The sequence below is a fragment of the Streptomyces sp. NBC_00193 genome (assembly GCF_026342735.1).
Taxonomy (GTDB): Bacteria; Actinomycetota; Actinomycetes; order Streptomycetales; family Streptomycetaceae; genus Streptomyces; species Streptomyces stoeckheimensis.
In genome coordinates this window covers 33,858-47,601 of record NZ_JAPEMM010000002.1, presented here as the reverse complement: position 1 = coordinate 47,601, position 13,744 = coordinate 33,858, and the positions used below count along the sequence as shown (strand labels likewise).

7 protein-coding genes are annotated in these 13,744 nt (G+C 68.0%); 2 read left to right on the top strand and 5 right to left on the bottom strand.

Annotated features, from left to right (window positions below; genetic code table 11):
• Window positions 1-651 precede the first annotated feature (651 nt).
• On the bottom strand, window positions 652-2,778 hold the full coding sequence (locus tag OG898_RS28225) for a serine/threonine-protein kinase (RefSeq protein ID WP_266960634.1): 2,127 nt from the start codon (window positions 2,776-2,778) through the stop codon (window positions 652-654).
• A gap of 336 nt (window positions 2,779-3,114) precedes the next feature.
• On the opposite strand from OG898_RS28225, the gene OG898_RS28220 reads away from it, so the two are divergent.
• Window positions 3,115-3,645, top strand: coding sequence for a GNAT family N-acetyltransferase (locus OG898_RS28220; RefSeq protein ID WP_266960632.1), 531 nt, complete (start codon window positions 3,115-3,117; stop codon window positions 3,643-3,645).
• A 207-nt stretch (window positions 3,646-3,852) separates the two neighbouring features.
• Here the strand turns inward: OG898_RS28220 and OG898_RS28215 are convergent, their stop codons facing one another.
• On the bottom strand, window positions 3,853-4,542 hold the full coding sequence (locus OG898_RS28215) for a DUF1963 domain-containing protein (protein WP_266960630.1): 690 nt from the start codon (window positions 4,540-4,542) through the stop codon (window positions 3,853-3,855).
• A 56-nt stretch (window positions 4,543-4,598) separates the two neighbouring features.
• A complete protein-coding gene (locus OG898_RS28210; RefSeq protein ID WP_323185073.1) occupies window positions 4,599-6,041 on the bottom strand; it encodes an NF041680 family putative transposase in 1,443 nt (480 codons plus the stop codon).
• A 938-nt stretch (window positions 6,042-6,979) separates the two neighbouring features.
• Here OG898_RS28210 and OG898_RS28200 point away from each other — a divergent pair.
• Complete coding sequence (locus OG898_RS28200; protein ID WP_266960628.1) at window positions 6,980-7,528, top strand: DUF4262 domain-containing protein; 549 nt, start codon at window positions 6,980-6,982, stop codon at window positions 7,526-7,528.
• A 365-nt stretch (window positions 7,529-7,893) separates the two neighbouring features.
• Here OG898_RS28200 and OG898_RS28195 read toward each other — a convergent pair whose 3' ends face one another.
• Both OG898_RS28195 and OG898_RS28190 read right to left on the bottom strand, forming a co-directional pair.
• Window positions 7,894-8,385 (bottom strand): hypothetical protein, encoded by a 492-nt coding sequence (locus OG898_RS28195; RefSeq protein WP_266960626.1) that lies wholly within the window; start codon window positions 8,383-8,385, stop codon window positions 7,894-7,896.
• Window positions 8,386-8,402: 17 nt separating this feature from the next.
• Complete coding sequence (locus OG898_RS28190) at window positions 8,403-13,157, bottom strand: DUF6531 domain-containing protein (protein ID WP_266960624.1); 4,755 nt, start codon at window positions 13,155-13,157, stop codon at window positions 8,403-8,405.
• Between the last annotated feature and the right edge of the window lie 587 nt (window positions 13,158-13,744).

Here is a 13,744-nt window from a genome sequence, read left to right as displayed (position 1 = left end):
GAGGGCCACCTCAAGAGCGGTGCCGGGAGGGTGTTGTGAGCAGGCGCGAGACCTGGACGACGGAGGAGTTCGGCACATCCCACACGGGCGCGGTCGAGGTCGTCCTCGCCGACGGCACCGTCCCGGACCCGGTGTACTTCGACAGCGCCTCCGGCGGCGGAGGCGAGGCCGTCTCGCAATGGCACCTCTACGACGGCCGACGCCCCCGCGTACCGCGCGCGGCCGTGCTGCGCGCGGTGTGCTCGTGCGGGTGGTCAGGCCCCGACCACCTGCTCGACTGGGAGGCGATCGGTGAGCAGGACTTCGTGGACGGCGGGGATGAGCAGGCGGATGGGTGCGAGCGGGACTGGGACGGGCACACCGCCCAGGTCGAGGAGACGACCGTTCCGCTCCCGGAGACGGTCACCACGCTGCTGGAGCGGTTGGAGGAGGAGATCGGGCGGCTGACGAAGACGTCCCCGGTCGCGGCGGTGCGGGCGGCCCGCCGCCTCGAGGTGGTCGCCGAGCGGGTCGGCTACTGGGCGGCCCGCGGCACCGCTGCCGACCTCGACACGGCTCAGGCCGCCACCTACCTCGGGCTCAACGAGGACGCGGCCCGCAAGCTGATGGCCCGCTTCGGAGGTTGGAGCCCTTTCCGCTGTCTGGAGTCGTTTACCGCTTCGGCAGGTAGTAGGCCAGGGCGTCGCGCGTGTCAGTGGTGTCGGGGTGGTCGGGGCCCAGGACGCGTGCCTGGTCGGGGAGCAACGCATGGTAGAGGTCGCGTGCTCCGGCCAGATTTCCGGCCTGCCCGGTGTAGTAGGCCAGAGTGTGTCGGGTGGCCAGGGTGTCAGGGTGTTCGGGGCCCAGGACGCGTGTCTGGTCGTTGATCAGGGCCTGGTAGAGGTCGCGAGCTCCGGCCGGGTTTCCCGCTGATCCGGTGTAGTGGGCCAGACGGTGTTGGGTGGCCAGGGTGTCAGGGTGGTCGGGGCCCAGGAGGCGTATCTGGTCGTTGATCAGGGCCTGGTAGAGGTCGCGAGCTCCGGCCGGGTTTCCCGCTGATCCGGTGTAGTAGGCCAGGTGGCGCCGGGTGTCGAGGGTGTCGGGGTGGTCCGGCCCCAGGACGCGTATCTGGTCGTTGATCAGGGCCTGGAAGAGGTCGCGTGCTTCGGCCGGGTTTCCGGCTTCGCCGGTGTTGAGGGCCAAGTCGTACCGGGTGTCGAGGGTGTCGGGGTGGTCCGGCCCCAGGACGCGTATCTGGTCGTTGATCAGGGCCTGGAAGAGGTCGCGTGCTTCGGCCAAGTTTCCGGCTTCGGCGGTGGTGAGGGCCAGGTGGTTGCGGGTGGTCAGGGTGTCGGGGTGGTCCGGCCCCAGGACGCGTGTCCGGTCGGTGATCAGGGCTTTGTAGAGGTCGCGTGCGCCGGCCAGGTTTCCGGCTTCGGCGGTGCTGTAGGCCAGGTGGTTGCGGATGGAGAGGGTGTCGGCGTGGTCGCGGCCCAGGACGCGTATCTGGTCGGGGAGCAAGGCTTGGAAGAGGTCGCGCGCCTCGGCCGGGTTTTCCGTCAATCCGGTGTAGTAGGCCAGGGCATAGCGGGTGGTCAGGGTGTCGAGGTGGTCAGGGCCCAGGACGCGTGTCCGGTCGGGGAGCAGGGCTTGGAGAAGGTCGCGTGCTTCGGCCGGGTTTCCGGCTTCGGCGGTGTTGACGGCCAGGTTGTAGCGGGTGTCGAGGGTGTCTGGGTGGTCGGAACCCAGGACGCGCGTCCGGTCGGGGATCAAAGTCTGGAAGAGGTCGCGTGCTCCGGCTGGGTTGCCGGCCAATGCGGTGTAGGAGGCCAGCCTCTTGCGGGTGGTGAGGGTGTCGCCGTGGTCGGTGCCCAGGACGCGGGTTGCGACTTCCACGGCGACCGCGGCCAGACGTCTTGCATTGACGAAGTCGCCCTGTTCGTACGCTGTGCCTGCCTGAGCAAGGGACTCTGCGACCAGTCCCGTGTCCTGGGGCGAGGAACCCTGGTGAAATGCTGGGAAGCCACTGGCAGCGGTCAGGGACGCGAGGACGTCGCCGGCTGTCTGCGGGCGGTCCTGCGGGCGCTTCTCCAGCAGGCGCAGCACCAGTCTCTCCAGCTCCGGCGGGATCTCGGGACGGACCGTACGCAGGGGCTGTGGTGGCACGGAGGTGTGCCGGTGCAGTAGGTCATACAGACTGCCGCCGGTGAACGGCGGGGAGCCGGCCAGCATCGCGTACAGGACGCACCCAAAGGCATACAGGTCGCAGCGCGTGTCGACGTGCTCCCCGCGCCACTGCTCGGGCGCCATGTACAGGGGAGTACCGATGGGATTGCCGGTGACGGTCAGACCGGTGGTCACGTCTGCGGCCCGGGAGATCCCGAAGTCGCAGATCTTGACGCGGCCCCGGTGAAGGAAGAGGTTCGCGGGCTTGAGGTCGCGATGGACCACGCCCTTGCCGTGCGCGGCAGCCAGGGCTTCGGCGATCTGTACCGCCAGAGCAACTGCCTCGGCCACCGGCATCCCGCCGGGGCTCTCGGATATCAGGTCCGCCAGATCACGGCCCTCAAGCAGTTCCATCACCATGAACAGCCGGCCCACGTCGCGTCCGATGTCATAGACCATGGTGATCCCGGGGTGGTCAAGCCGGGCCCCGATGGTCGCCTCCCGTCGGAAGCGGCTGACCGCCTCCGGCCCCGCGAACCCGGCATGCAGGATCTTCACGGCCACTGCACGCTGGAGTTCTTGATCCGTTCCCCTCCAGACCTCGCCCATACCGCCCGAGCCGAGACGCTCCACCAACCTGTACCGACCGCCAAGACGGTCCCCTGCCTCCACAACGCCCCCATCAGGTGATGCCGCACCCCGTAACGCAAACTCCCCACAACGTATCCAGCCGACAGCCCTCTACCGCATCCAGGCCCCCAGTTCTCCGCCCAGGCCTGGAGCGTGACTCTGTCCACGAGAAGGAGCAGCAATTCGACGTCGGTTGGGGAGGCGCACTCGGCCAGGGAGTGCCTCGCAGTGTTCACGAGAACTGCCAGCACTGGGCCTTCCTCCCCGCATGGCCGTCAGTGAAGCGTGACGGGCTCCCTGATCTTGATCTTCGCGCGGCGCCCCGTTCATGATCGTCCTATGAGTCAGCACGCGGTAACCTTGCACAAGATCGTTTTGGAGGACTGGCCGGCCGTTCACTCGTGGGCGTGCCTCCCGGAGGTGTGCCGCTATCAGTCCTGGGGGCCGAACACAGAGGTCCAGACGCAGGACTTCGTGGACTCCGCGGTCAAGGCCTGGTCGGGCACCCCTCAGCGCCGGTTCCCCTACGTCGCCCGCGTCGGGCGGGATGTGGCGGGCATGGGTGAGCTGCATGTCCGCAGCCACAAGCAGCGCCAGGGCGAGATCTCATACATCGTGCATCCCCGGGTATGGGGGCAGGGCATCGGCACGGAAATAGGCCGGCAGCTGCTCGCGTACGGGTTCGGCGAGCTGGGGCTCCATCGGATCCATGCCACCTGTGACCCGAGGAATCTCGGCTCCTCCCGAGTACTGTCCAAGATCGGCATGACGCATGAGGGACGCCTGCGCCACACGGCGCTGCTCCACGACGGCTGGCGAGACTCCATGATCTTCAGCAGCCTCGAAGGGGAATGGCGCTCCACTGCGTAGCCCCGCCGGCGGAGTGCTGTTGGTTCTGTTACGGAGAAGCGAGAGCGGTTGTCGGTCAGTGGCGAGAGCACCTTCGTCCGCGGGAAGTCGGTGTCGGTGAGTTCGGAGAGCGCTCTGCTGCTTGCCTTCGTGATGGGATCGTGCGGCGCACCGGTACAGGTACCACCCTGTTGAGAGCTGAAGGTCGGTCCCGGCGGTGTATCCGGGTCACGAGCAGTCGAACCAGTGCCCGATGGGGCGATCCGGGCAGGTGCGGCACTCGAAGATGTAGACGCCGCCGGCGTCGCCGAGGCAGAGGCCGGCAGGGTTGCGAGTGGTCGCGTCCCATCCCCTCCCTTCGGGATCGTTCGTGCGGTCCTCCGAGGGCAGCCAGGTCCGGCAGGACTCTGCGTCGAACTCCCAGCTCGCCACGGTCAGCAGGTGATCCATGCGGCCACCGCAGGAATCGCAATCGGGCCAGCAGGATTCTTGGGTCCAGCCCGGGTACCCGCCCAGCTTGATTCCGGGAGCCTCAGCCAAGTGGTACGAGTACCGCAGACCTGTCTTCGCGAACAGTTCCTCGAAGCGGTCTCTGAGGCCGTCGTAGACCTCGTCTGGGAGATCCCAGCTGGGGAACTCGGTCACCTGCTCCGGGTGAACCACGCACGGGCTCGGGTACCAGTTCTTGGGAAGTCCGGCAGCCGGCACCGGAGTCGGTCGTATATCGCCGATGACGGCGGAGTCCCGCCAGCGCACCTGGGGCAGGGGGTAGCACCACTCACCGTGCCCATAAGGGCACCAGAGCACCTGGAGCAGGTCCATCCCCTTGGGGAAAGGCACACTCGGTGCGTCGGCCTGGTGGACCTGGACGATGGGAACCATCGGTACGGCGGCCTCATGCCGGCCCTCGGTGCTCATCTCGTAGTGCTCCGCCTCGCACACCGGCCACGGCTCCGCCTCAGCTTGTTCTTTATCTACCAAGATCTTCCGGGCTTGCCGATGGCCTTGAGAGTCTCGGGGCGTTTGACGGTTTTGCCGACGTCGTAGCGGGGTGCCCGGTGTTTGTTCTTGGCGCCGGGTGGCCGTCCGGGTCCGGTGCCTCGGGGTTTGGGAACACGGGCCGGGCAGGCGAGGTGAGCGCGGATGTTCCTGAACCCTCGGCGGACCCGGGCCGGGGTGAGCCGGTCGGATGTGGCGGGTTTCTCCCAGGGGCGGCGGAGGTCTTCGGCGAGGGGACGTGCGAGCCGGAGCTGGGTGTGCGCGACGACCAGGAGCCAGGTCCAGCGGTCCGCTGCCTCGGGAGTACGGAGTTTCGGGGTGGTCCAGCCGAGGGTCTGTTTCGCGAAGCGGAAGGTGTGTTCCAGATCGAAGCGGCGGAGAAATGCCTGCCAGAAGCGGTCCACATCGTCGGGGGTGGCGCCGGTCTTGGAGGACCATAACCACACCGGCGGAGCATCCCGTTCCTTCGATAGATGCTCGACCTTCAACCGCATCAGCGTTCCTTCGACCAGGGGTAGTTCACCGTCGTGGTCGAGCCAGGAGGAGCGGTGGGTGAGCCGGGGGTGGACCCGGTCCCACGCTTGGGTTTCGGCCTTGCCGTAGTTGGTGGTGTCGGTGACTGTGGTGATCGCGGGCTCGGGCCAGGTCTCCGGCTTGGCGAAACGGAACTCCGGGCCGTGCTTGGGCGGCCGGCCGTTGACACCGTGCATCCGCGGCGGCTTCGGCAGACGCATCACGCGGTCGGAGCGGACCCGGCCCACCAACTCGACCGGCAGATCACGCAGGACCCACGCCAGACGGGTGACGTCATACCCGGCATCGCTCACGATCACGATGGCCGGGTCCTCGGCCTGCCACTGCCCTGCGGCGATGAGTCGTTCAACGACTCCTCGGAGCTGGTCGGCGGTGACCGCGGTCGCGTCGTCGACCGGGCCGAGTCGGACCGCGTCCAGGATTGCGGTCCAGGACGTGGCGCCCGGCTCCAGCACGGCGACGAAAGAGTAGGGCCAGCCCGGGATGAACTGCGACGCCGTCCTCGCACGGCCATAGACGTGGCAGAACAGCCGATCGGCCGAGCACGGCGCGTCCGACCGCAACCACGGGGACACATCGACTGCCAGGACCAGGCGTCCGCCGTCGAAGCGGGGCAGCGGCAGCCCGGCCAGCACCGTCCGCAGCCGATCAACGTCGATCCGGCCGTGGTTCAGGCCGCCGTACATCGCTCCGTGTCCACGACGATGCTCGGGCAGCAGCGTCAACTCCACCGGGGACTTCACCGCACCGTCCGCACACAGCACCGCGTCCACCAACTCGAACAACTCGTCGCGTCGGGCGGTCAGAGACTCGTAGAACTCGCCCCGGAAGCGTGACGCTTCCGCGAACGCTTCCCTTCGGACGACATCTGGCAGAAGACTCACTCTCACGGCCTTCGTCTTGGTCACGCACCTTGGTCGGAGCACATGATCAGACGAAGGCCGCCTCCACGTCCGGCGAATCCCCATGCGAGCGAATCCGTTCGAGACGCCATTCGAGGCCGTGGCACCATGTACCGCATGACGACGAACCGAAAGGTCCATGCCGCGTAGACGGCCAGGACAGATCCGTGCCGGCGCCCCCGGCAGCCACCGGACAACGGGTGCAAGGCCAGTCATCGACGGCCTGTCTTCGCGTGCACTGTCTGAGATCACCCGTCTCGAGCACACCCGTAACTATCTGCAGCCAGGCGATGTCAGCACGGCTATGGGCCTGTGGCAGAACTATGTCCACCAGCCCGAGCGGGATCTGTGGCACGACTACGAGTGGGGCAATGTGCACTGGTACTGCTGCGGCAGCCCCCTCGAAGCCCGAGCCCTCCTCGACACCGTGATGCAGGCCATATCACCCCGAAGCGCCCGCGAACTGCGAAAGGTTGTCAGCCGGTCAGACGCCCTCTGGAACCGACCTTCCCCGCCCTATGAACGCGGACAGTAGATAAAGAACAAGCTCAGGCCACAACAACGGTCCGCCGACTGAGCTGTCGTGGCAGGTCGGAACTCCCGTGCGCGGATGCAGGCGGATGGACTCCCGGCGGAAGGGAAGCAGCTCGGGAAAGAGGCGCTCCACGTCCACCGGGCGGGCAGAGGTATGACGGGTCATACGCCGGACTCTAGGACCGGGGTACGACAGACACTCCACCGGGCCGCCCGGCGAATGCCAGGTCGTGTTCCCAGAGTCGACGCGCCGCGTGGGTGGTCTCGGAACTCGGTTCTGGCACAGATCTTGGGGACCGATCGCAGAGGGTGACAGTGTCGTTCGATTGAAGGGTGGTCGCGAGCCCGGCTGTCCGGCTCGAACAGTCACCTCGTAGCCTCCGCGTATGACTGCTGATCCGTTCCAGTGCCGCTGCGTCCTCTGTCATGACTACGGTGACCGAGACGAAGCGGACCGCATGGATCTGACGATCATCGAGAACGTGCAGCGGCACGGATGGCACGTCGTGATGGTTCCCGAGGACGACATCGGTCCTGGCTTCGCCTACACGATCGGCCTCGCGCACACTCACAGCGCACCTGAGCTCGCCATGTTCGGACTCGATATCCACGCCATGCACCGCATGCTCAACAGGCTCGGAGAGAAGGCCGCCGCGGGTGCTGTACTGGCCGATAGCCAGAGACATCCTGACGTTGTCGACGGTCACCAAGTCGCGCTGAGGCAGGTTGATCTGCGCTGGTACCGGGCCTTCTTCGGACAGGCAATCGGGTTCTACCGGCGGCCCCCCTTCCCCGTGCTGCAAGTTGCGTGGCCCGACGCGCATGAACGATTTCACTGGGACGAACAGGCTGAGGTGAGGCATCGGGAGTCACAGCCTCAGCTGTGGCTGCCACCGAGTGAGCACCCTGTCGGGATCTGGACGACCGAACTCTGAGCCCGTGCCGCCAGCGACGGAACAACACCGGCGCGAGAATGGAGGCGGCGGAGACCGCGATCAGGGTGTCCGGGCTCGCCTGGTCGTTGGCATACGCCTCTCGCCATGCCGCCGACCAAGGTGCTTGTTCAGCTGGCGGGGAGCGTCATTCAACCTGTGCGGTATTCCCGGCTCGTGAGCACCCGACAGGCGTCGGCGGGGACGGCAGGGGCGGTCGTGGCGCCATTCGTAGCGCCACACCGCCTCGAGTTCTACATGCGCCGGAACAGTCCTCGCGGTCGTGGCTGGCATCGGAGCAGCCGGCAGACAGTCCGACTGCTGTCTGACCTTAGTGATCGCCCGTCCGGTACTCCCGGCGTCATGGCTCAGTGGGTGGTGAGGAAGTCGTAGTAGTCGGTGCCCGCGACGAGTACGGAGGTGAAGGAGAGGGGGAGCCCGGCGGCGTCGCGGGGGACCTCCTGCGAGGTCTGGCGGGTGAATCCGAGCGAGACGCCGGGTACGGCCAGGCTCTCGGTATCCGGGGCCGTCACGGTCCAGCCGCGCTCGCGGACCCGCTGGAGGATCTCCTCGGCCGGGTCGGTGAACACGTCGTGACCGTCGAGCAGAATCCGGGTGGTCGTGGTCTTCCCCTCGCCGGGCCACCACAGCTCGACCGCGTTGAGGAGGCCGTCCTCGTCGAAGAAGGCGGTGTAGCCGACCCCGTCGAAGGAACCCAGCGCCCGCCGCTTGGGCCGACCGGGGCGCCCTCCGATTACCCGCGGCTCGCCCCAGGGGGCCACGGCGGTCATCGCTTCGTCGAAGGCCATGCCCAGACGCAGGGGCTGCACACCGTTCGGCGGGTCGAGGATCAGGTCCATCATGTTCTCCGGTCGGTCTATTTGAGGACGTCGTAGTCTATCGACCAGCCACGTTTGGTCAGCATGTCCTGGAACTTCTTGTTGACCTTGAGGCTCTCGACCATGTCGGCGATGTGGGTGTCGTACTTGTCGCCGTACAGGTCACGGATCTCGTCGATGTCCATTTTCATGGCCAGATCCCAGCGGCCGGCATCGATGAGGGCCCGCTGATCGGCACGCCACTGCACAGAGTCCGCCCCCGAACCGGTACTCGTGACCCCGCGGTGGTCGTCGTACTCCATTCGGATCGACGGGCCCATGCCCGCCCCGCCACCGCGCTTGTTCGTCTTGAAACCGGGCTCGTCCAGGTGGGAATAGGAGGCCTTCGCGGGGATGTGGTTGATCTCCATATCCACATCGGTGACACGGGATCCGTCGGGCTTCTTCAGGTTCGCCGGCTGCATGCCGCTGTACCAGCCGCCCTCCTCCGTGCACCCCTTCGCGATCAGCCCCTCGGGGTCGGCCCAGGTCTGCGGGTTGATGACGTAGGCGACTGGGTTGGGAGCGGGGGCCAGACCCAACGGGTCCGCGCTGGCGTACCGGGCGGTCGCGGGATCGTAGTGACGGAAACAGTTGTAGTAGAGGCCGGTCTCGGCGTCGTCGTACTGGCCGGGAAAGCGCAGGGGCGTGTAGGCGGCGGCGCCCCGGTTCCACGTCGTCGTCCCCCACACCGTGGAGCGGGCCTGCCAGGCGATCTTGCCGTCCTCGCCGACCAGCTCACTGGGCGCGCCCACCAGGTCGGTGACGATGGCGAAGAAGCGTGAGTCCACCCCCGCCTGCGGTGTCCCGCGGCGCTCCAGCTGCGAAAGCGGGCGGTGGCCGTCGTACTCCCAGCTCGTGGTCGTGCCGTGAGCGGTGTCGGTCTGCTCGGCCAGGCGGGTGCCGTCCCAGGAGAAGTACACCGAGTGGACGACGCTCTGCCCGTCAGGGGCCATGCGGTGCTTGGCGGTGCGCCGCCCCAGCGGATCGTAGGCGTACGTCCACAGCACGCCGTCCGGGGTCCGACAGGCCGTCAGCCGGTTCTCGGCATCCCAGGTGTAGTGCCAGGTGTCCGCCTTGCTTGAGAGCCGCTTTATGCGGCGTACGACGGTGCGTCCCGCCGCGTCGTACGAACAGCGCACCGATCCGGCGCTGAGCAGCCGGGTTCCTTCGTAGGTGCGCTCGCCGCGGCCTTCCGTACGCTGCGCGTGGTCGGGCCACTCGGCGCTGATCTGGTTGCCCGCGACGTCGTAGGCGTACGACTCGCTCCACCCCTCGGCGCTCACCCTCACAGGGCGGCCCACCGGGTCGAGGCCGAAGGCGCGGACGCTCCCTTCGAGTTCGTCGGTGACCGTCTCAAGGTGGCCGTCGGGCCGGTAGGAGAAGGCGCGTGAGCGCAGGGTGCGGGCGGGGGTGGCGAGAACCTGTGCTGCCAGCCGGCCCGCGGGGTCCCAGGCCGATCCGATGGTGACGGGGTGCTCGGCCGGTCCGAACTCGCGAGTGAGTTCGCGGCCCCGGGCATCCCGGGTGAAGGCGAGAAGGTGCCCGCCGGTGTTCACCGTGCTGCGCAAACCAGCTTCGTCGTAGTCGAACCGGGTGACGGCACCGGTAGGGCTGGTCCGGGAGGTGACCTGGCCCGTCGGGTCGTAGGTGTAGCGGGTGGTGCGTCCGTCCACGGTCTCGGACAGGAGCCGCCCCATCAGGTCGCGTTCGAGGACGATGGCGGAGGTCGAGGAGACCGCGGCCTGGATCCGGCCGGCCGCGTCGTATTGGTAGCGGGTGGTCTCGCCGGACACGTTCTTGGCCGTGAGCCGGCCGTGCGCGTCGTAGCTGGTGGTGATGCGGTCGCCGAGCGGGGTGGTGCGGGCGACGACCTGCCCCGCGGGGTCGAACTCGTAGGCCGCGACGCGGTCGTCGAAGTCGCTCTCGGCGATTAGGTTGCCGGCCGCATCATAGGTGTAGTCCCAGGTCAGCCCCTGAGGGTTGCGGACCTGGGTGAGACGCAGTTCCGTGTCGTGACGGAACTCGTAGCGAGCTCCGTCGGCTCCGACGCGGGCTGTCAGCAGGTCGAAGGGGCCGTACTCGAAGCGGGTGACGGCTCCTGTGGGGCCGGTGTGGGAGGAGCAGTTGCCTTCCTCGTCCCAGGTCCAGCACTCGGTGGTGCCGTCCGGGGCTGTCCGGCTCAGGGCCCATCCCTCGGGGCTCCACTCGGTGCGTGTGACGGCGCCCTGCGGGTCCATAGCCTCGATGGGGCGGGCGAAGGCGTCCCGCAGGACGGTGAAGCGATTGCCCAGCGGATCGGTCCGGGACACGGCCAACCCGGCCGAATCGCGCGTCTGCCGCTCTACCCGCCCTGCCGGGTCGGTCCGGGTGAGCAGGGCTCCCCGGCCGTCGTACGTGAAGCGGACGACGGCACCGTCCGGCGCGATGACCGCCGTCCGGTTGCCCCGCTCGTCGTACTCCTGGCGCCAGGTCGTGCCGTCGGGGCCCGTCAGTTCCACGGGCTGGCCAAACGCGTTGTAGACGGCGCTGGAGCTGGTGCCGTCCGGCGAGCGCAGCGAGGTGAGGTTGTGCTGCTGGTCGTAGGTGAAGGTGGCCGTCCGGCCGAGCTCGTCGGTCCGGGCGAGGAGGTTGTCGTAGCGGTCCCACTGGCGGTGGACCGAGTGCCCGAGCGGATCGGTCTCGGTGACGACCTGGCCGAGGGAGTTGAAATGCGAGACGGTGACCGCGCCGGTGGAGTCGGTGAAGCGGGTGATCCGGTTCTCCGTGTCGTAGGCCAGGCGGGAGGACAGGGATCCGTCCGGGCCGATGGTCTCCACGACCCGGCCGGCGTCGTCGTAGACGTAGCGGTAGGCGGCCCCCCGCCGGTCGGTCCACGAGGTGATGCGAGCGGATTCGTCGTAGGTGAAGCGCAGCGGCGGGGAGTCGGCGTGGGCGACGGTCATCAGATGGCCCGCGCCGTCGTAGCCGAAGGTGTGCAGGGGCTGCGGGCCGTCGGGAGTGTCCAGGGCGAAGGCGGTGATGCGGCCGGCGGGGTCGCTGTCGCAGGTGATCCGGTAGCCGCCGTCGTGCGCGGCCGACATCAGGCGTCCGTCGTCCTCACGGTGGAAGCGGATGCTGTTGCCGTTGCGGTCCTCGATGCCGTGCAGCCAGTAGAGGGCGCTTCCGTCGTAGGGGTTGCCGGTGAAGTGCCGGGTCAGCCCGGAGAGCGGATCGTCTACCACGTAGGTGATGTCGCCGAAGTCGTTGTGCTCCAGCAACCGCAGCGGCAGCCGGGCCCCGGTGAGCGGCAGGACCGGCTCGTCGTCGGCGTCGCGCGGCAGCCGCGGGTAGACCAGCAGGGAACCGTCCTCGCGCGCCCAGATCGCCGCCCCGGCGGCGTCGGCGTTGAGTTCAAGCCGCTCATCGACGGTGGAAGCCCAGCTGGGACCGAAACTGCGGCCGTAGCGGTAGCCGGAAATGTGTGTGCGGCGCAGGACGAACGGCAGCACGCCGGGCAGGGCCAGGTCAGTCTGCGCGAGGACCATCTCGCCGCTGGCGATGTCGACGGGGTCGGTCTTGCAGCGGCGGTTGTCCAGCGGCATCCCCTTGCCGCGCGGGTCGTCCTTGGCATCCCGTATCGAGGCGGGGTCCTTCGCGGAGGAGCCGCCGCCTCCCCGGCTGGTGGGCCCGCCGGCGGGCGAGCCGCTCTTGCCGTCGTGGGCGCCCGGGCCTTTCAGGCGGTTGAAGCGGTCGTTGATGTCGAAGTCGGTGTTCTTCTGGGACGTGGATATGTGCTTCACGGCCTTGGGCAGCGTCTTGCCGACATGGTCGCCCATTGCCTTCGTGGCCTTGGTCAGGGCTTCCATGGCCTTGTCGGCGACGGGGTCGATGGCACGGGCGATCGAGTCGCGGCCTCGGGTACGCCCGTGATGGGACCTTGCCCTGCCCAGTTTGGAGGTGGTCTTGCCGTGGATCCCGGTGCTGACGTTGCTCAGCTGGGTGCTCGCACGGTCGTGTTCACCGTGTTCGATGTGCACGTCGACCAGACCCGAACCGCCACCTCCGGGGGCACCGCTGCCGCTACCCGCCGAGGCGAGGTGCATGGCTTCCTTGCCGCTCTGGACACCCTGTCCGAAGCCGTCCCGGCCCGCCTTCCCCGCCTGGCTCATGTCGACCTCGTCCTGGAGACCGATGGCCATGGAACCGAGCTGGACGACGAGGTCCGCGGCGATGCCTTCCAGGGCCGCGACCGCGGGCTCGGTGAGCGCCGCGACGATGTAGCCGACGGCCTCCTCCACACACTCCTTGATCAGACGCTTGACGACCTCCTGGGTCGCCCGCATCGCTGCCGCGCCGAACAGTGCCGACAGACCACCCGTCACCGGGATCAGCGAGAGCGCGATACCGGCCTCGGCAGCGAGGTACCCGAGCTGGACCAGGGCCGCGCCCTTCATGCCCTCGACAGCTCCGGCAGCCATATCCATAGCCCCGCCGATGGTGCGGGCGCCTGAGGCGATGTCCTTGAGGTGTTTGCCCTTGACCGTGTTCCAGTGAGAGTTGAGCGCATCGATCGACTCGCCCGTGCCCGAGGACAGCAGACGCTCGAGATGGTTGTTCGCGAGCTGCCCGTCGTCCTCGAGGTCGTCCGCGAACTCCCGGAGAGCGTCCGCCATGTCGCGGTACGCGTCCTCGTCGACGTTGGGCCAGGCCACACCGATCAGATCCAGCAGAACGTCAGCCCAGTCCGGCACCGTGACAGCCACGCGAAACATCCCCCAGGGTCAAGACTGATCATTCAGCCGAACAGTCCTACCACGTGCACAGATCCTTGGGTAATGCGCGTCGGCGATCCCCGAACCCGATGCGGGTGCAGGTCGATCACGTGGCTACGACGCGGCCGGCGCCGCGGGGCCGAGGCCGAACGCGGAACTCGGCGGGGCCCCGGGCCTCACCGGCGACCAGCCAGAGGCTCTCGTCGATCGCTAAAGCGGTTCGCGATCCACACGTCTACCAGCAGATGCAGGATCGGATGGCCGCCGAACCGAACTGAAGCGCACAGCAGGGCCCTCGTCCGGGTGTCGGTGGCGCTGCCTAAGGTGGCCACAAGATCACCGGCGTGGTGCCGAGTGCGTAGATCAAGGGTGCGATTGTCGTGGGTTGGTGGAGGAGAGAGCCCGGGGAACGGCGGCAGTGGGTGCTGGATCCGTTGGCCGGGGTGGGCCCGTTGAGGTTCGGGATGCACCCTTTCGAGGTCAAAGCGGCCCTGGGCGGGGCGATCGCAGCTGTGAGTCAGGGGTCGGGGGACTCAACGTGCTGGCAGCAGTACAGCGATGAGGGGGTGACTGCGATTTACGGGCCC

Excerpts from the sequence above, each read along its gene's own strand:
- OG898_RS28220 (WP_266960632.1), top strand. The coding sequence starts at position 3,115 with ATGAGTCAGCACGCGGTAACCTTGCACAAGATCGTTTTGGAGGACTGG.
- OG898_RS28215 (WP_266960630.1), bottom strand. The coding sequence starts at position 4,542 with ATGAGCACCGAGGGCCGGCATGAGGCCGCCGTACCGATGGTTCCCATC.
- OG898_RS28200 (WP_266960628.1), top strand. The coding sequence starts at position 6,980 with ATGACTGCTGATCCGTTCCAGTGCCGCTGCGTCCTCTGTCATGACTAC.
- OG898_RS28195 (WP_266960626.1), bottom strand. The coding sequence starts at position 8,385 with ATGGACCTGATCCTCGACCCGCCGAACGGTGTGCAGCCCCTGCGTCTG.
- OG898_RS28190 (WP_266960624.1), bottom strand. The coding sequence starts at position 13,157 with ATGTTTCGCGTGGCTGTCACGGTGCCGGACTGGGCTGACGTTCTGCTG.